Here is a 16,554-nt window from a genome sequence, read left to right on the forward strand (position 1 = left end):
TTTAATGGTAACGATTTTTGGCTAAGATGTAAATTAAGGGGGGTTATCCGTGAATAAAAAATTAGATGTCCTCATTATCGGTGCCGGACCAACCGGTTTAACACTCGCACTCGCACTCTCGCGCTATGGATTATCCTTTCGCATCGTCGAACGTTCAAGCGGACCATCCGTCGTTTCAAAAGCGATCGGGATTCAAGCGCATTCTTTGGAGTTGTTCGCAAGGCTTGGTGTTGCAGAAGACTTGATGGAGAATGCAATCAAAATCAATCAAGGAAACCTCTATGTCAATGGTGCATGGCAGGCAAAACTTGATTTTACGGATTTGAATACACCTTTTCCGTTCGTCACGCTGTTGCCTCAAAGTGAGACCGAACGGATTCTTGAAGCGCAACTCGCCACATATGGACACGTAGTCGAGCGCGAAACAGAATTAACAGGGTTTGCTCAATTTCCAACTTTCGTTACAGCATCCTTACAACATAAAGGAGAAACAGAGACGGTCGACGCTTCCTTCATCATCGGAGCAGATGGTGCAAACAGTTTCGTCCGTCGTGAGCTCGGGCTTCCGTTCAGCGGGAAGTCGTTCAAAGAATCGTGGGCACTGGCTGACATCGAGGTCGACTGGCCGCTCTCTTCTGAGGAAGTTCATATTTTTTTCTCTGATCATGGCGTTATCGAGTCGTTCCCTCTCCAGTCGAACTTGTTCCGGATTACCGGCAATCTAACGAGCGGACCTGTTCCGACCGACCATAAAGCGATTGATGACTTTTTACAAAATCGAGCAAAAGTACCGTTTGAGCTCAAAAAAGTCCATTGGTATTCGATGTTTCGTGTCCATAATCGGATCATCGAGAAATTCGGTCACCACCGGATTTATTTGATCGGGGATGCAGCACACATCAATTCACCCGTCGGTGGTCAAGGAATGAATACCGGAATTGCTGATGCGATGAACCTCGCTTGGAAACTATGGTGTGTCCATCAGTTCAAGGCGAGTTTTCCATTACTTGATTCTTACAGCGTCGAACGTCGGGAAGCGGCACAAGGGATCTTACGATCAACCAATCTTGCGACGGAACTTTTGCAAATTAATATTCCTTTTTTATTGCCCTTGCAGGAAAAAGTCATTCGAAATAGTCTCAAGATCGCACCCTTACATCATTTCGTGACAAACCGGATTGCTCAGCTCAACAGCCACTACCCAGCGAGTTCGACCTTCGTCACACAAGGACACTTTAGTCCATTGACACCAAAACCAGGTGAACCGATGCCTTACAGTGAAGTCGTCCACCCGCGGACGAAAAAGAACGAACTATTGTTACGTCGTGCCAATCGGAATTTCTTATTGCTGCTGTTCTTACCAAAAAATGCAACCGATGATCTTCTTGAGCCATTCAAGGAACTCGCCTATACCTATCCCGATCTATTTGAGACGGTACCGATTCATCAATCCCTTAAAGAGGATGGTGTCGTCGATCAAGGCGGTGAACTGGCACGACGCTTTGGCATCAAGCAATCCGGATTATATTTGATTCGCCCTGACGGTTATATCGCGTATCGCCAACAAGGTTTGAAAAGTAAATCATTCGCCCGGTATGTTGAACGTTTACTTTATGCGCGTTAACTCGGTATGATAGTAGGTGAGGTGAAGGTAAAGATGGATATACAGCTAGTTCGAACGGTTTTAATCATTCTTTTAGTCATTGCATTTCTCGTCATCGTCAGCAGACGAACGAAGGAAAATCTTCGATGGTCATTGATCGGGGAAGCATTTGGTGAAAAAGGAGAAGATTTATTAAAGGATGCTGCTCGACTTGAAGCAGCTGACTTAGACATTCGAGTCGAACGCGGCGTCAAGACTTCGTTTTTATTCCGGCGTTTCAGTAAAGACTTGGATGATCGCGTAGCGGTGTATGTCTTGAAAGAAGACTTGGATCAAGCTGAAGACATTCTTGCTTCTCGACCAAGACGATGAATTCAAACGAAAAGGCAGTGAAGCGAGCGCTTCACTGCCTTTGTTCATTCCTGCTGCTGTGCAAGATAAAATGCAACTTGTTTTCGTTCTTGCTCTAGAACAGGGGAGGATTTTTTTGAGACGATGAACGCCCGCACATCCTTGAAGCTATGCCCCGTCGGGAATTTAATTCGTTCCGTTCGCATCTGTGGTGCATTCGGAAAAAGTGTGATGCCATGAATCGGAATGATGATCCCTTGTTCTTTTAGCGTTTTTCGAACCGCTTGAACGATTTTTTTCGACTGATTGATTGGATGAGGTTCAAACACTTTTCTTCCATGCTCAGAATCCATGATATGACAAGATTCCTCCGTCATCCATTCTACGACCGCATCGTTTTGTAACACGAGGAACAATCCTTTTGGACCAATCAGTGCAAAAGGAATGACAATCGTGTCAGAAAGACGAATCCGATCAAACAACATCCAATCAAAACGACAAACATGACGGATTTCATTACAGAGTGCATCCGTCTCACTCGTCGTCGTACTCACTTGTTTATTTGCAAAAAAACGACGGCGCGGTGGTTCAGGAACAGAAGCAGTCATGACTTGTAACATGGTTCATCATCCTTTGTAGTATGTATTATTAGTTATCTTAACACCGTTTTCGTTCAGATGACGATTCTTTCAAAAAGAAGGAAATAAAAAAGACACTTCTGATTTGACAGAAATGTCTTTTTTGATGCGTCAATCTTGGTGCGGACGTCCGAAAACGGCCTTCTCTAGATTCGAAATACGACGTAACATGTCATAGTTCGATGAACTTGATACTTGTGGCTCCGCTTGTTCGACGCGGCGTTCTTCACGTTTTACCGGTTGTGCTGGTGCTTGTTTTAACGCCTCGTTCTCTTTCTTCAGACGTTCGATCTCACGTTCGAATCCTTCATAATCCTTAATGATTTGATCCAAGTATCCATCGACATCCTCGATGACATAGCCACGGAGGCCGGTTTTGAATTCCTTTTTGTAAATATCGTCCGCTGTCAACAATGGCTTATACATCCTCTTCACTCCCACTGATCATTGTATTGTAATTCTTGTTCGAGCCAAGATAAATCATCTTGTGTAATTAAAAACAACTGATAATCGGATTGTTCCATTTCTATTCTAGCACGCTCTACTAAAAATTTCGCCGATCCTCCATGTTCTTCATCAAAAACCGACAATAATCCTTGGCTTTTTTGAATCATGAACTCGGTTTTATTGCGTAACTGCGATGGATCCGTATACGGTTTCTGACTGATTGCTTCGACGAAGTCAGCTTGTTCAAGAATGGAGAGGTACTGCGCTTGAACTGGCTCTTTCCAGCGTGCTTCCTGTTCCAAGAACGGCAAAAGAATACCGAGACGAATATGTGGATACTCTTCCTTTAATTCAAGCACGACCTCGCATGCCCAGATTTCGCAACCCGGTGAGGCATTCGTGATAAACCACTCTGTACCTCGATCCTCAATTAAGCGAATCATCCGCTCTCGATATGCTGCCTTTAAGACCCGGATACCAGGATGTTTTTGATCAAAGATACCTAGTTCATTGGGTTTGTAACCTGTGATGGCGATAACTTTCACGCGTCACACTTCCTTTTTAACCGACGTCCTCGATGATCTAGCTCTGCCAAGATTCGTTCTTTTTTAGTAATCAACCAATGATGTCGCTCGACGTGTTGTCGTGCTCGTTCCGTATAATCATAAGCAAGCACTGGATCTTTTGCAATGTGCTCTGCCCACTTCGCAAGTTCGACATACCCTAAATAACTGTCGCTCTTCAAGAAACACTCTCGAGCTTGTTCATGGTTCTTCATTTTTTTATGCAAATATCCTTGGCGCAACCATCCTTCTGCTGATAGTTCTTTGACTTGTTGAAAATGAGCGTGTGATCCTTCATGAATTCCGAGATCTGCCAGCCAAATTGCGATGTTTTCTTGAATCGGGGAAGGCGCCTCTGCTCGATGTGTGACGAGTCGGTTGCACGCATCATAGAGTCCGACAAGCGTCAGACAATCATCCAGATGATGTTGCAAGACCCCTGTCATGATATCCGGATGCTGGTGTTCGACGTACTGAAAGTAATGCATCGGTGCCAAAAATCCAGGTAAATCCCCTTCCCGTTCAAATCCGATTCGCTCTTCCATCGCTGTCAATCGATAGGAATCATACATTCCTTTAAAGATTCGTCGCGCGACATGAAGTAAATCGAGATGACCGACTTTCGGCAAACGCGGAACACGTTCCCGAACGAAGACATGACGTGTCTTGATTTGCGGCCAATCAAAACTTTTCCCGTTATAGGTCACAAAGCGGACATCATCTCCGATATCGTGCAGGAAGTGATGGTAAAAGGCAGCTTCAAAGTGCGGATGTGGTAAGAAATATTGTCGCATCAGCAATCCGCCCTGCTCAAAGCGCGCGAATCCGAGTAAAAAGATCGTCGTTCCGGTTCCTCGTAATCCTGTGGTCTCTGTATCAAAGAAAATGACCTGCTCGAGCGGGACATCTAACGAAAGCGGCGGATGCGGCAATTGTAAGGACTCATACACTTCAGCAAAGCTTCGGTCTCCATGTCGATCTGTTAATGCATATCGCTTGTCGATCCTGACAATCCACTCTTCTTCGAACGTCAAGATATCGGCCCCACGATCAATCCAGGCTTGCTGTTCGTCAGTCCACCCGATTGGTGTCTTCAGCGTCTCCACTTCAGGAGCGGAAGACACTTGATCCTCCGGTGCGGCGTCTGATGTAGATTTCAGCATACGTCTAAGACGATTTTTCATGATAGTTCCTTCTCCATTTCTGCTAACAACTGAATCGTTCGTTCTTTCTCGTCTGCTACACCAACCATACCGATACAAGCAGGACAACCATCCTGACACGGGCATGTAACGATCGAATCACGGGCGGCACGCAACATGACAGCGCGTTGCTTATAAATCGACTCCGCGAGACCGACACCTCCAGGGTAACGATCATATAGATAAACAGTCGGCTGTTTCGTGTGTGTCGCCTTGACTTGCGGCACGACGAAGACATCACTGGCATCACACATCAAATAAAGCGGTGCGACACGTCTGAGACTATTCGCGACCCCTTCTAACACTTGTTCGAGCTCTGTCGAAGAGCGTGCGTGATCGGGTAACGTGAACCAGACACCTGTTGTATGAATTTCTCGTTCCGGTAAGTGAATCGGACCAGACCCGATGTTCTCATGCGTACCGAACTTAATCTTCTTAAACATCGTCGCCATTCCGCGGACGCTAACATCGCCACGAGCAACACTATATTCTCCCTCTGCATACTGTTCATCTTCTTCGAGCACGGAAAGGTCGACTGAAAAATTAGCATCCGTATAATAATCAACGTCCACGGCACGTACGAACGCTTTTTTCTCTTCGAAATCCAAATGCTCAACTTGGTATTGATCAGCTCCGTGAAGATAAATGGCCTCGTCATGTAACAATGTCATCGCACTAAACGTATCCATTTCACCGATGACTCGATTCGGTACCTCGGTCTGATCGACGATGATGACGTTCTCTTGATCACTCGACCGAAGCGATATTCCATGAGCCGGAAACGCATCGTTCATCCAATAAAATCGATCGCCACGTTCGTGCAGGACACGCTCTTCGACTAAGTATTCGAGGATATCTTCCGTCTCGAGCGTTCCAAATGATTCTCCTTTCGTAAAAGGCAGTTCAAACGCTGCACATTTGACGTGATCGACAGCAATGATCAAATTATCTGGATCGAGTCGGGCTGCTTCCGGGGATTGATTCAAGAACAACTCTGGTCGTTCTGCGACGTATTGATCGAGCATACCGGAAGAAGCGACAAGAATGATTAACGCATCATCTTGGCGGCGCCCCGCTCGTCCTGCTTGTTGCCAGAGCGAAGCAATTGTTCCCGGATAACCATTCATGATACAGACTTGCAGTTGACCGATGTCGACACCAAGTTCGAGAGCGTTCGTCGAGACGATACCGGTGATCTCTCCTTGACGTAACCGTCGTTCGATATCCCGTCGCTCACTCGGCAAATAACCGCCCCGGTACCCTTCAATGGATCGCGGACCGAGCTCATGCGGATAAATGCTTCGTAGATACGTCAGTAAGACTTCAACGCGAACGCGTGACCGTGCAAAGACGATCGTTTGGAACTTTTTCTTGATGAAGCGCATCGCCAGTTGTTTCGTCTCAAGCGTCGCTGAACGTCGAATGCCGAGTTGTGCGTTGACGATGGGTGGTTGATAGACGAGAAAATGTTTACGTCCTGTTGGCGCACCGTTGTCATCAATCAAACCAACTGTTTTTTCCGTCAGACGTTCGGCTAGTTCCTGCGGATTAGCAATCGTCGCACTCGTCATGATGAAGACGGGATCACTACCATAATACCGACAAATCCGTCGCAGGCGACGAATGACATTGGCGACATGACTGCCAAACACGCCACGATAGGTGTGAAGCTCATCGATGACGATATACCTCAAGTTCTCGAACAGTTCGATCCATTTCGTATGGTGTGGTAGGATGCCGGAATGTAGCATATCCGGATTCGTGATGACGATATTACCAGCTTTTCGTACTTTTGTTCGAATCGTCGGTGACGTATCTCCGTCATAGGTAAAACATCTGATCGGCGCCTCTAATTGATCGATCAATTCAAGTAATTCACTGTTTTGATCCTGTGCGAGGGCTTTTGTCGGATAGAGATATAATGCCCGCGCGTTCGGATGCTCGAGCAGGTGCGATAAGACCGGTAAGTTAAAACAATAGGTCTTTCCGGAGGCAGTCGGTGTGACGATGACCGTCGATTCTCCCGCTTGTACACGTTCAAACGCTAACCCTTGGTGACGGTACAATTGCGTGATCCCACGTGTGCGAAGGGCTTGTCGTAAACGCTCCGGGAGTCGTTCTGGAAAATCGACATAGCGCCCAGCTGTCGCTTCCATCGTTTTCATATACGTAATCCGCTCCATGAACGAGCGGTCCTGTTTCAATTCTTCGAGAAATGCAACGAGCGTTTGTTTCGCTTGCATGCCTTCACTTCCTTCCACTTCTCATTATACAAAAAAAGAGGCAAGACCAAAGAACGAACTACTCGTCTTTGGTCTTGTCTACTTTACAAGTGACGCTCCTTTATTAATCTTCAGAGTCATCTCCACTGTTATTCGGATTGTTCGGATTGTTGTTTCGTTCCGTCGAACCATTCGAATTATTTTGCGCGTTTGCTCCATCATTCGAATTTGGTGCATCTGTTGCTGGTTCGTCCGTCGTCGGTTCATCCGTTGTCGGTTCGTCCGTTGTCGGTTCATCCGTCGTTGGTTCATCCGTCGTCGGCTCGTCCGTCGTCGGTTCGTCCGTCGTCGGTTCATCCGTCGTTGGTTCGTCCGTCGCCGGTTCATCCGTCGTTGGTTCATCCGTCGCCGGTTCATCCGTCGTTGGTTCATCCGTCGTCGGTTCTTCTGCTTCAGGATCGGTAACCGTTACCGTCGTCGAGACCGGACCTGATTCCTCTCCAGACGCTTTCGCTACGACTTGGAACGTTGACCGTCCTGGCTTCAATCCATTGATGGCAATTCGATTCGTCGTGCTCGTACCAATCGTTGATGTTTCACCGTCAGCATCTGTCATCGTCACTTCAAACGATACATCGTCATACCCATTGGCGCGAAGCGCAGCGTCATTATAGTTCCATGTCAGTTCACCGCTCTTTGTGTCTTCATCGTAAGATGCTTGTAATCCAGTCGGAGCGGGTACTGTCTTTTTTTCAACGACAGGTTCCTTCGTCCCTTTCACGTACAATTCGTTTCCGATACTGAGGACAGAACTAGGTTGTTCAAATGGTGCTGGCGTACGATCACGTGTCTTCGTGATGAAATCTTTCCAGATTTGCTGTGCCATCGTACTGTTGTACGGACCGCTCAGCCCGGCTCCATTGTTGTTTCCGGATTTCGTCGTTCCTGTCCAGACACTGATTGAGACATCCGACGTATATCCTGCGAACCAGACATCTTTATAGGCATTCGTCGTTCCTGTCTTACCGGCTGCATCAAATGACAATCCAGCACTCGGGAACGTACCACCTGGTTTTAAGACGTCACGCAACATGTCCGTCAACATATACGCTGTATAGTCTTCCATTGCCTTTTTCGATTTGATCGGTGATTTGATTTTCGATCCATCACTGTACTCAATCGATTTGATGACGTGTGGCTTGATATAATCGCCACCATTACCGAGTGTGGCATACGCTCCTGCCATCTGCGTCGTATTGAAACCGTGTTTCATCCCACCGATCGCATACGCAGGCGAAATCGACTCATCTTCTTTCATCTTCAAGCCGGATTTTTCAGCGAACGCCTCGACTGAATCACCGCCGATTTCTTGATACGTTTGGATGGCCGGTGTGTTCGCCGAGATTTTTAACCAGTGGCGGATCGTATTCGTGCCACGGTATCCATCGTAATAGTTACCAATCTCTTTGCCGTTGACTTCTGTCGGTTTATCCGTCAATTGTTTCGCAGTCGACCACTTATCATTTTCGATCGCTGGTCCGTAAGCGAAGAATGGTTTTGCGGAAGATCCCGGTTGATGCGGTTCATTCGCAAAGTTTCGTCGCGCCGTACCTTTACCTGGATTTTTACCATCAACGACCGCAAGGATTTCTCCAGTTTGCGTGTTGACCGCTGTCGCAGCTGTTTCCGCATATTCCGGTAACTGAACGATTTGGTCTTTCTTGATCGCTTCATTCATATAGTCGTGCATCGGTTTATCGATCGATGTATAGATCTTCAACCCTTGACCGTAGATGTCTTTTCCTTCTAAACCAAAATCATCTTCTAACTCTTTTGATACCATATCGAAGATGACGCTGTCGTACGATTCATCCTTCGTCGACTTTGGCGCTGGATTGATTAATTTTGAGATTGGTTGTTTGACTGCCTTGTCTCGTTGCGCTTGTGAGATGACGCCTGTCGTCAACATCGCATCAAGAACTTGTGTCTGACGCCATTTCGTTAGCTTCGGACTTCCTTTAATTGGATCGTATGCGGTCGGACGTTGTGGCAGTCCTGCGAGCATCGCGGCTTCCGCATAATTCAACTTATCAACTGATTTGTTGAAGTAAGCTTTTGAAGCCGTCTGAATCCCAAACGAGTTTTGACCATAATAGTTTTTGTTCAAGTACATCTCTAAAATTTGATCTTTTGTGTAGTCCTGCTCTAACCGGATCGCGAGCCATTGTTCTTGGACTTTCCGCGTAATCGTCTTATCAAAGCTAAGGAATGATTGTTTGACGACCTGTTGTGTGATCGTCGACGCTCCTTCCGATCCGAAACCATCCGTCACGTTCGCGATGATGGCTCCGCCCAGACGACGGAAATCGATTCCGTTGTGCTGATAGAAACGACGGTCCTCAATCGAGATGAATGCGTCTTTAACGACTTCCGGTACTTCATCGATTGACACATATTCTCGACTCGTTCCGCCTTTCGTAATCTCTTCCTTATTGCTCGCATAGATTTTCAATGGCAAAGCATCTCGAAGTTCTGTTTCATCGAGCTCAGGGGCCGTAGCAATCGCGTAAGCGGCAAATCCGCCTCCGACCAACATCATGACGATGAATAATCCGGTAGCGATCAGCAATAACTTTTTCCAAAGTGGACCTTTCCCACCGGAACCTCCACCTGACTTTTTCTTTTGGGGACGTTTCGTCCGTTTCATCTTTTTCTCAGATGACTTCGTCTCTTCACGACGTGCGACACGACTTCTTTCCATATGCTATCCTTCTCCTTCAATCAAAAAGTGTCTGAATTGAAATATAGTTCGTCCACTGCCTTTAAATAATCGATGGCAGGGTACGCGCCAGTCTCGACTTTGATACCGTCTCGTTCAATGACCGTCAGCGGAATTGATTTTCGTCCGCTTTCTAGTTGATCCCACCAGGGGAACACGTGCTCGACTGAAAGCACATATTGCACATTATACAGACTGAAACGAATGATGACAAAACAAATTCCTCCATGTTCGACACATTGACGCATGTGTGCGATTTGATGGGGGTGAAAATTTTTTATCGGGAAGGACGTTTTATTCGTCGTCTCCTTCGCTTCGAAATCAATATATTTTCCGCGATAAACACCGTTATAGTCCGTCGTCGACGGTTGCTTGAAATAGGCTTCCTTGACGACCGCTGCCGACCGTTTCGGATAATCAACTTGGACGATTTGTAACGGAGTGGGTTTCTTGTGAATGATTGCCCTATTATGAGTCAGGTAAAACGTATTACTTTCATTCAATAATTTTTCGAGCGTCATCCCTCGATTCGAAAAGGTGGAATCGGTTGATCGCGCCTTCTTGATTCGGGTTCCATGCGACTCGAGTGGCTTTTGAAATTTTTTCCCATTCGGGTAATTCAAAACAATTCCCCTCCTATCGCGTTTATTGTACCATGATATGTGATTGTACCGTATCGGCCGAGAGGAGTAGTTAAAAACCAATGACAATTGAACCGTTATTACAAGAGATTGAACGTATTTATCAAGAAGGACGTGCCGGAACCGAATATGACTTCAATCGAGACGTCGTACCGTTCGTTGAACGAGCGGATCAACTGATTGCACAGTGGCAAACGAATGCCCAAGATAGTCCTTACTTACGACCTAGCATGGTCGAAAGCGCCGTTGATCAACTGAAGCAAATTTCCGTCCAAGCATTTCAGCCGAAAACGAGTCTGAAACGCTTCAATGAAACGATTAAATCCGTTCGTTATATCGATTGCTTGATGAATGGTGAAGAATAACGATTAAAAAACAGGAATTATCTTCCTTAAGTCGAACACCTAATCATACGAGGAAATGTTTCTACGGTTTCACTTATCAGGCTATGGCTTTTCAGCCGCCTAGCGTGTAAAGTGGCATCAAGAGCATTTCTTTCGAAAAGACTGTGTAATTATTGTGCAATTGGAGGAGATTCATTTGAACAAACGGGTACAATCGAACGTCAAAGGCGTTGACGTCAAAGGATTTCCTAAGAATTCAACCCCTGCCCCGAAGAAATACATCATGTTCGTCGACGAAACTGGGACACCGAAGGGTAATACACAATTCAATTTAACGGGTGTCTTGATGGAATATAAATATGCCATCGATTCGGATGAGACCGGTGAACCAAGTCCGCTTCGTCAACGTTTGATGGATTTTAAGGCAAAAGTTTTTGAAGATCCGCATATTCCCCTTCATCTGAAGGAAATTTTAAAAGCTGAGCATCCGTATGGTAAAGAAGATGGTATCACGATCGATATGTTACGACATTTCTGGATCGCCTTGCCGGAATTTTTAGTTGATATCGATTGTACGATCGTCAGCGTCGAAGTCGATAAACAGAAGCTACAAGACTTCTTCTCGACACCGAAGGATCCATATGTTGTTGCCTTCGCTCATCTGATGAAGTCGTTTTATTCCTTCCTTGATGAGACAGAAGCAACGAGTGCGCGTGTCGTTCTTGAAAGCCGTGATGATTATCAAAACTTGCTCATTCAAAAGGCATTCTTCGATATCTTCAATTCGGGAACGGTCCATCTCGACGTCGAAAAAAGTCGTCAAAAAATCAAAGGCTTCATCTTTGCTGAAAAAGACAGCGACCTCTACCAATCTGGTCTTGAGATTGCCGACTTGGTCTGCTTACCTTTATCTCGCGTCCGTCGTGGTGTCATCGAGGTAAAACCACGGTTTGTCCATTATGGGGACGAAAACCGGATTTTTAAAGCCATCAAAGATAAGATTTACATTCGACGCGATAGTCCGGACCAAGATTTCCGAAACTGGGGCTTCAAAAAAGTACCGATCACGAAAAAGCGTCGTGAATGGTCCGATACTCCTTGGAATGGGTAATGACTCAAAAATTAGTCTCTACAAAGATAAGGGTGGCAGAATGATCTGTCACCCTTATCTAATAGAAAAGAATGACTCGTCTTTTCACGCTCTTTCCTCAGGTCTTGTTTGTCTCTAACAGCGCAAAATGCGCTTTTCCTGTAGGAGTTGCGTGTGACGAGTCATTCTTTTTTGAGTCTATCCCTTTTAGGGTGTAGCTATTCCTTTTGTCCGCTTTTTCCCCTCTCGACACATGTCGAGTAACGGGCACGCTTCACAGTTCGGACGTTGCGCCTTGCAGTGATACCGTCCAAAGAAGATGAATTGATGATGGAGCTTTGACCAACGCTCCCGTTTGAAACGACGCATCAGTGTTGCTTCGACCTGCGTGACATTATCCTTCCAGCGACAGATCCCGAGGCGTTTCGAGACACGTTCGACATGTGTATCGACCGCAAAGGCCGGTACATCAAAGGCGACAGATAAGACGACATTCGCCGTCTTGCGTCCTACGCCAGGTAAGGCTTCGAGCCCGGCGCGTTCCGTCGGGACTTCTCCGTCGTGTTGCGCAAGGAGTTGTGCCGCAAGCGCCTTGATGTTTTTGGCTTTATTCCGGTACAATCCAAGTCGTTTGATTTTGTCCTCGATTTCCTCGACGGGTGCCGCAGCAAGCGACGCAGGATCCGGATACGCTGCGAACAACCCAGGCGTCACTTGATTGACAAGTACGTCGGTCGCTTGTGCACTGAGTGCGACCGCTACGACCAGTTCAAACGGGTTGCGATGAATCAACTCACAAAATGCATCTGGAAACATCTCTTCTAACGTTGCTTCAATCCGATCGATTTCTGCCTTTCGTAACATTTCCTTAACCTCCCCGCCCTGCGAGATCCTCAAGCGTCTTGATCCCTTCACGTTCCCACGTCCGTAAAATTTGATTGATATAGGTCATTTTGCGGACATTATGATAGACCGCTTCTCGAAGTGCGGCAAGTACTAGCTCTTCCGAAATGTTCTCGATCGTCAACCACTGAATGATCTGCTCCATCTGAAACGGTGACATCATCCCGAGTTCACGCTCGAATTGTTGGAAGACGGACGGATTGATCGTATCAAAGTTCGGTGCTTCCTGTTCCGGTGGTGCCATCAGCTTTTCGTAAAGCGGAACAAGCGAATAACGTTCAGACCCGTTGACGTTCTCCATTGCCAGTAATCCTTTTTGTAATAAACCGAGTGTCGTCTCGATCGTTTCCGTCTCGGATAGTCCAAGTCGATTACTTAACTCTTCCGGTGACGGCATCTCCATGCCCTCTGCCCGGCAAGCAAACAATTGACCAATTAACGTGAACTCGACAAAACTGATGCCTAACCGTTTTGCTTCGGTGAACAATCGTTTCGGTAAGACGACCGTCCCTTCCTCGAATAATTGCACTAAATTATGATTCATCGTATTTCCTCGATTCTCTAGTCTAAACAAGAAATCGACCCGTCGAGACGATGGGTCGATGTTTTTCCTTACTGCTTATGGATAGAGGCGGTTTAGCAAACGTGGGAACGGAATTGTTTCCCGAACGTGCTCGACACCTGTGATCCAAGCGACTGTCCGCTCTAAACCAAGACCGAAGCCACTGTGTGGAACAGAACCGTATTGGCGTGTTTCGAGATACCATTTATAAGCACCTGTCTCGTCAAGACCATGTTTCTTCATCTCAGCGAGGAGTTTTTCATGATCTTCTTCACGTTGTGAACCACCGACGATTTCCCCGTATCCTTCAGGGGCAATCAAATCATCACACAAGACGAAGTCTGGGTTTTCCGGATCTTCTTTCATGTAGAACGGTTTGATTGCTTTTGGCCAGTGCGTGATGAAGACAGGACGTGCGAAGCTGTTTGCGATTGCTGTCTCGTGTGGTGCACCAAAGTCATCACCGAATTCGATATCGTCGAATCCTTGCTCCTTGAGCATATCGATTGCTTCTGTGTACTTGACGCGCGGGAACGGTGCTTTAATGTTTTCAAGGACCGTCAAGTCACGTCCAAGCAACTCAAGTTCCGCACGACAGTTTTTCAGTGCTGATTGCACAAGGTGTGAAACATAGTTTTCTTGGACTTCGAGGTTCATCTCGTGATCGTGGAATGCCATCTCAGGCTCCATCATCCAGAATTCGATCAAGTGACGACGTGTTTTTGATTTTTCAGCACGGAACGTTGGACCGAACGAGAAGACCTTTCCAAGTGCCATTGCTGCCGCTTCCATGTAAAGCTGACCAGATTGTGAAAGGTACGCATCTTCATCGAAATATTTCGTGTGGAACAATTCTGTTGTTCCTTCTGGTGCGCTACCTGTCAAGATTGGCGGATCCACTTTGATGAATCCTTCTTGGTTAAAGAATTCGTACGTCGCACGAATCAATTCGTTCCGAACGACCATGACCGCATGCTGGCGCTTTGAACGCAACCAGAGGTGACGGTTATCCATCAAGAAGTCCGTTCCGTGTGCTTTCGGTGTGATCGGATAATCGATCGCTTCATGGATGACTTCGATTTTTGAAATTTCCATTTCATGACCGATTGCTGTCCGACCGCCATCTGATTTGATGACACCGGTCACCCATAGTGATGATTCCTGCGTTAAGCCTTTTGCTTGTTTGAATAAGTCTTCGCCGACCGTTTCTTTGACGACGACACCTTGCATGAATCCAGAGCCATCCCGAAGTTGGAGAAATGCGATTTTACCGCTTGAGCGTTTGTTTGCTAACCAACACCCGATCGTCACTTCTTCTCCTACATATTTGTTTACATCCCGAATCATTGCTTTCAACAGTCAACATCCTCTCTCTATTAAACGGCTGTATGTGCCGTGATGAATCCTTCAATCCGGTCGAGTGCCTCTAGGACACGTGCCGGATCCGTCGCGTAAGATAGGCGGACATAGTCCGGTGCACCAAATCCTGAACCTGGAATCAAGGCGACCTTCGCTTCAGATAAAACAGCTGTACACCAGTCATCGACATTATCGAATCCACACATCTCGGCAGCTTGCTTTGCATGTGGGAACAAGTAGAATGCCCCTTCTGGCTTCAGACACGTTAATCCTTCGATCTCGATGAGTCGTGCATAGATTTTTTCAAGTCGTTCTTCAAAGATGACACGCATCGCTTCGACCGGTGCATCACCTTCAGCATACGCAGCAACCGATGCTGCTTGCGCAATCGATGTCGGGTTCGACGTCGAATGGCTCGCTAAGTTCGTCATCGCAGAGATGATCTCCTTCGGTCCAATTGCATACCCGATCCGCCAGCCTGTCATCGCATGGGACTTCGAGACACCATTGATGATGACCGTCCGTTCGCGCATCTCTGGCAAGGACGCGATCGAAATATGTGTCGCACCGTTATAGAGCAACTTTTCATAAATCTCGTCACTGATGACGAGTAGATCGTGCTTGATCGCAACATCTGCTACCATCTCGAGCTCTTCTTTCGAATAGACCATTCCTGTCGGATTCGATGGTGAGTTCAAAACGAGTGCTTTCGTTTTTGGGGTAATGTGTTGCTCGAGCAATTCCCGTGTCACTTTGAAGCGAGACGATTCGTCCGTTTCTAAAATGACCGGTACGCCGTCACTGAGTTTAATTTGCTCTGGATAACTGACCCAGTATGGTGCTGGGACGATGACTTCATCGCCTGGATCGAGAATCGCTTGGAACAATGTTGATAGTGCATGCTTTGCTCCTGAAGCGACCATGACTTCTGAGCGTTCGTATGGCATCCATAAGTCACGGCGTGTCTTTTCAATGATTGCATCTTTCAAGGCAACCGTTCCGCCAGACGGCGTATACTTCGTATCGCCCGCTTCTGCTGCCTCGAATGCTGCTTGGATGATGAATTCCGGTGTATTGAAGTCGGGCTCTCCCGCACCTAAACCGATGATGTCTTGACCTTCTTCACGTAGTGCCTTGGCTTTCGCTGTGATGGCTAGCGTCGTAGATGGTGTCAATTGTCGTACGCGTTTCGATAACATGTCGCCCACTCCCTTTACTTGATTCGTAATCGTTTGATGAAAGAACCTTCTTGATACGTGTAATACGAATAATCATAGCCTGTCGTCGTCTTTGAAACGATCTCGATGACGGCACGATCCTCAAAGCCGTACTTAGCAGACACGATGTCTCCTAGTTCCGGATGATCCGCGATGACCGTCTTGATGGCAATACCATCAGCAACTGGTCGTGTCTCAATCGTTCCTTTTTTCGGAACGAACGCCCGTACCGCCTGTTCGTTCTGCTTCATCGTAAAAACGACATATTGACGTTTCCCGTTAAAGACTGATTCGAACCGGACGTCCGTTGGTTTGAGTTCTTTTTTCAGACGCGCCTCTGCTTGTTCGGCGACGCTCTGTTCCCGGTCTTTTGCCTCAGCGATCGTCACCTGATAAACGGCGGTGCCAAGTACAGTCAAAAGGATGAGTGCACTTAGCAGACCAAGCGTGATTTTCCACTTCATGTGCGGTAGATGGTAAAGACCATCTGCTCCTTGTCTTTTTCATCGAGAGCAAGACCGAACATTAAATCTTCCGTTTTCAGTGTCCGATTCAACAAGTCGACGATTTTATACGTATCGTCATGGCGGTTCACTTTGACAGTCGCAAGTGTTTCAATTTTTGAATCCATCT

Annotated in this window: 17 protein-coding genes; 4 read left to right on the plus strand and 13 right to left on the minus strand. The window is 46.7% G+C overall.

The genetic code is table 11. The features are described from left to right. Positions 1-49: 49 nt before the first annotated feature. Together MKY22_RS09575 and MKY22_RS09580 are read left to right on the plus strand one after the other, a co-directional pair. Positions 50-1,624 carry an FAD-dependent monooxygenase gene (locus MKY22_RS09575; RefSeq protein ID WP_341088560.1) on the plus strand — a complete coding sequence of 525 codons (1,575 nt, stop codon included), beginning with the start codon at positions 50-52 and terminating at the stop codon, positions 1,622-1,624. Between the two features lie 33 nt (positions 1,625-1,657). After that, entirely contained in the window at positions 1,658-1,975 is a 318-nt protein-coding gene (locus tag MKY22_RS09580; RefSeq protein ID WP_029341982.1) for a hypothetical protein, read from the plus strand. Between the two features lie 44 nt (positions 1,976-2,019). Here the strand turns inward: MKY22_RS09580 and MKY22_RS09585 are convergent, their stop codons facing one another. The 7 genes from MKY22_RS09585 to recU all read right to left on the minus strand — a co-directional run bounded on the left by MKY22_RS09585 (position 2,020) and on the right by recU (position 10,434). Beyond that, positions 2,020-2,574, minus strand: coding sequence for a nuclease-related domain-containing protein (locus MKY22_RS09585; protein ID WP_029341983.1), 555 nt, complete (start codon positions 2,572-2,574; stop codon positions 2,020-2,022). 129 nt (positions 2,575-2,703) lie between these two features. Beyond that, positions 2,704-3,018 (minus strand): cell division regulator GpsB, encoded by a 315-nt coding sequence (gpsB, locus tag MKY22_RS09590; protein WP_023468607.1) that lies wholly within the window; start codon positions 3,016-3,018, stop codon positions 2,704-2,706. A gap of 5 nt (positions 3,019-3,023) precedes the next feature. After that, complete coding sequence (locus tag MKY22_RS09595; RefSeq protein ID WP_029341984.1) at positions 3,024-3,584, minus strand: SLOG family protein; 561 nt, start codon at positions 3,582-3,584, stop codon at positions 3,024-3,026. Next, complete coding sequence (locus MKY22_RS09600) at positions 3,581-4,765, minus strand: ribonuclease H-like domain-containing protein (RefSeq protein WP_341088562.1); 1,185 nt, start codon at positions 4,763-4,765, stop codon at positions 3,581-3,583. Before MKY22_RS09600 ends, MKY22_RS09595 begins: the two co-directional genes overlap by 4 nt. A 17-nt stretch (positions 4,766-4,782) precedes the next feature. Then, positions 4,783-7,047: a DEAD/DEAH box helicase gene (locus MKY22_RS09605; protein WP_341088563.1), complete on the minus strand. Its 2,265-nt coding sequence runs from the start codon at positions 7,045-7,047 to the stop codon at positions 4,783-4,785. A 103-nt stretch (positions 7,048-7,150) separates the two neighbouring features. Continuing rightward, positions 7,151-9,787 (minus strand): PBP1A family penicillin-binding protein, encoded by a 2,637-nt coding sequence (locus MKY22_RS09610; RefSeq protein WP_341088565.1) that lies wholly within the window; start codon positions 9,785-9,787, stop codon positions 7,151-7,153. 20 nt (positions 9,788-9,807) lie between these two features. After that, positions 9,808-10,434 (minus strand): Holliday junction resolvase RecU, encoded by a 627-nt coding sequence (gene recU, locus MKY22_RS09615; protein ID WP_035396916.1) that lies wholly within the window; start codon positions 10,432-10,434, stop codon positions 9,808-9,810. A gap of 74 nt (positions 10,435-10,508) precedes the next feature. Between recU and MKY22_RS09620 the strand changes: the two genes are divergently transcribed. Beyond that, entirely contained in the window at positions 10,509-10,811 is a 303-nt protein-coding gene (locus MKY22_RS09620; RefSeq protein WP_341088566.1) for a DUF1798 family protein, read from the plus strand. Between the two features lie 175 nt (positions 10,812-10,986). Next, positions 10,987-11,901: a DUF3800 domain-containing protein gene (locus tag MKY22_RS09625; protein WP_023468614.1), complete on the plus strand. Its 915-nt coding sequence runs from the start codon at positions 10,987-10,989 to the stop codon at positions 11,899-11,901. A 186-nt stretch (positions 11,902-12,087) separates the two neighbouring features. On the opposite strand, the gene nth is transcribed toward MKY22_RS09625, so the two are convergent. The 6 genes from nth to MKY22_RS09655 all read right to left on the minus strand — a co-directional run bounded on the left by nth (position 12,088) and on the right by MKY22_RS09655 (position 16,552). After that, a complete protein-coding gene (gene nth / locus MKY22_RS09630; RefSeq protein WP_058704905.1) occupies positions 12,088-12,744 on the minus strand; it encodes an endonuclease III in 657 nt (218 codons plus the stop codon). A 4-nt stretch (positions 12,745-12,748) separates the two neighbouring features. Then, on the minus strand, positions 12,749-13,327 hold the full coding sequence (locus tag MKY22_RS09635; RefSeq protein ID WP_023468616.1) for a DnaD domain-containing protein: 579 nt from the start codon (positions 13,325-13,327) through the stop codon (positions 12,749-12,751). A 75-nt stretch (positions 13,328-13,402) separates the two neighbouring features. After that, positions 13,403-14,692 carry an asparagine--tRNA ligase gene (gene asnS / locus MKY22_RS09640; protein ID WP_174316766.1) on the minus strand — a complete coding sequence of 430 codons (1,290 nt, stop codon included), beginning with the start codon at positions 14,690-14,692 and terminating at the stop codon, positions 13,403-13,405. Positions 14,693-14,721: 29 nt separating this feature from the next. Further along, positions 14,722-15,903 carry a pyridoxal phosphate-dependent aminotransferase gene (locus MKY22_RS09645; RefSeq protein ID WP_214854399.1) on the minus strand — a complete coding sequence of 394 codons (1,182 nt, stop codon included), beginning with the start codon at positions 15,901-15,903 and terminating at the stop codon, positions 14,722-14,724. Positions 15,904-15,917: 14 nt separating this feature from the next. Beyond that, the gene (locus MKY22_RS09650; protein ID WP_075642522.1) at positions 15,918-16,385 is read right to left on the minus strand and encodes a hypothetical protein; all 468 of its coding nucleotides are present in this window, start codon (positions 16,383-16,385) and stop codon (positions 15,918-15,920) included. Beyond that, complete coding sequence (locus MKY22_RS09655) at positions 16,382-16,552, minus strand: YpmA family protein (protein WP_012370646.1); 171 nt, start codon at positions 16,550-16,552, stop codon at positions 16,382-16,384. Before MKY22_RS09655 ends, MKY22_RS09650 begins: the two co-directional genes overlap by 4 nt. Positions 16,553-16,554: the final 2 nt, after the last annotated feature.

Origin of the sequence: Exiguobacterium sp. FSL W8-0210 (assembly GCF_038006045.1) — a bacterium.
Taxonomy (GTDB): Bacteria; Bacillota; Bacilli; order Exiguobacteriales; family Exiguobacteriaceae; genus Exiguobacterium_A.

Excerpts from the sequence above, each read along its gene's own strand:
- MKY22_RS09650 (WP_075642522.1), bottom strand. The coding sequence starts at position 16,385 with ATGAAGTGGAAAATCACGCTTGGTCTGCTAAGTGCACTCATCCTTTTG.
- MKY22_RS09620 (WP_341088566.1), top strand. The coding sequence starts at position 10,509 with ATGACAATTGAACCGTTATTACAAGAGATTGAACGTATTTATCAAGAA.
- MKY22_RS09605 (WP_341088563.1), bottom strand. The coding sequence starts at position 7,047 with ATGCAAGCGAAACAAACGCTCGTTGCATTTCTCGAAGAATTGAAACAG.
- MKY22_RS09580 (WP_029341982.1), top strand. The coding sequence starts at position 1,658 with ATGGATATACAGCTAGTTCGAACGGTTTTAATCATTCTTTTAGTCATT.
- MKY22_RS09600 (WP_341088562.1), bottom strand. The coding sequence starts at position 4,765 with ATGCTGAAATCTACATCAGACGCCGCACCGGAGGATCAAGTGTCTTCC.
- nth (WP_058704905.1), bottom strand. The coding sequence starts at position 12,744 with ATGTTACGAAAGGCAGAAATCGATCGGATTGAAGCAACGTTAGAAGAG.
- MKY22_RS09655 (WP_012370646.1), bottom strand. The coding sequence starts at position 16,552 with ATGGATTCAAAAATTGAAACACTTGCGACTGTCAAAGTGAACCGCCAT.
- asnS (WP_174316766.1), bottom strand. The coding sequence starts at position 14,692 with ATGATTCGGGATGTAAACAAATATGTAGGAGAAGAAGTGACGATCGGG.
- MKY22_RS09635 (WP_023468616.1), bottom strand. The coding sequence starts at position 13,327 with ATGAATCATAATTTAGTGCAATTATTCGAGGAAGGGACGGTCGTCTTA.
- MKY22_RS09645 (WP_214854399.1), bottom strand. The coding sequence starts at position 15,903 with ATGTTATCGAAACGCGTACGACAATTGACACCATCTACGACGCTAGCC.
- gpsB (WP_023468607.1), bottom strand. The coding sequence starts at position 3,018 with ATGTATAAGCCATTGTTGACAGCGGACGATATTTACAAAAAGGAATTC.
- MKY22_RS09585 (WP_029341983.1), bottom strand. The coding sequence starts at position 2,574 with ATGTTACAAGTCATGACTGCTTCTGTTCCTGAACCACCGCGCCGTCGT.
- MKY22_RS09610 (WP_341088565.1), bottom strand. The coding sequence starts at position 9,787 with ATGGAAAGAAGTCGTGTCGCACGTCGTGAAGAGACGAAGTCATCTGAG.